The organism is Paenibacillus sp. PsM32 (genome assembly GCF_030433815.1).
GTDB classification, from domain to species: Bacteria; Bacillota; Bacilli; order Paenibacillales; family Paenibacillaceae; genus Saccharibacillus; species Saccharibacillus kyungheensis.
The window spans coordinates 1-216 of the sequence record NZ_JARUWY010000098.1; the positions used below are offsets into that span (position 1 = coordinate 1).

At 44.0% G+C, this 216-nt stretch carries 1 pseudogene; it reads left to right on the top strand.

Going from position 1 to position 216, the window contains the following annotated elements:
• Positions 1 to 216, top strand: a pseudogene (locus QCD85_RS23825) (6-phospho-beta-glucosidase); the annotation flags it as partial.

Consider the following 216-nt stretch of genomic DNA (forward strand, 5'->3'; position numbering starts at 1 on the left):
GATTCCTGATGGTGAACTCGGTTGTATGGTTGCCGCAGGTAGCTTTTATCGATTTTCTTGTAATCTAGAAGATGTGTATCATGGGATGGAAAAAGATCGGGAGTCGTATTTGTTTATCGATGTCCAATCACGCGGCGCATATCCGGGGTATGGAAAGCGCTTTTTCCGGGTTCGTGGATTAGATATCCAGATGGAAGCAGAAGATGCAGAAATTTT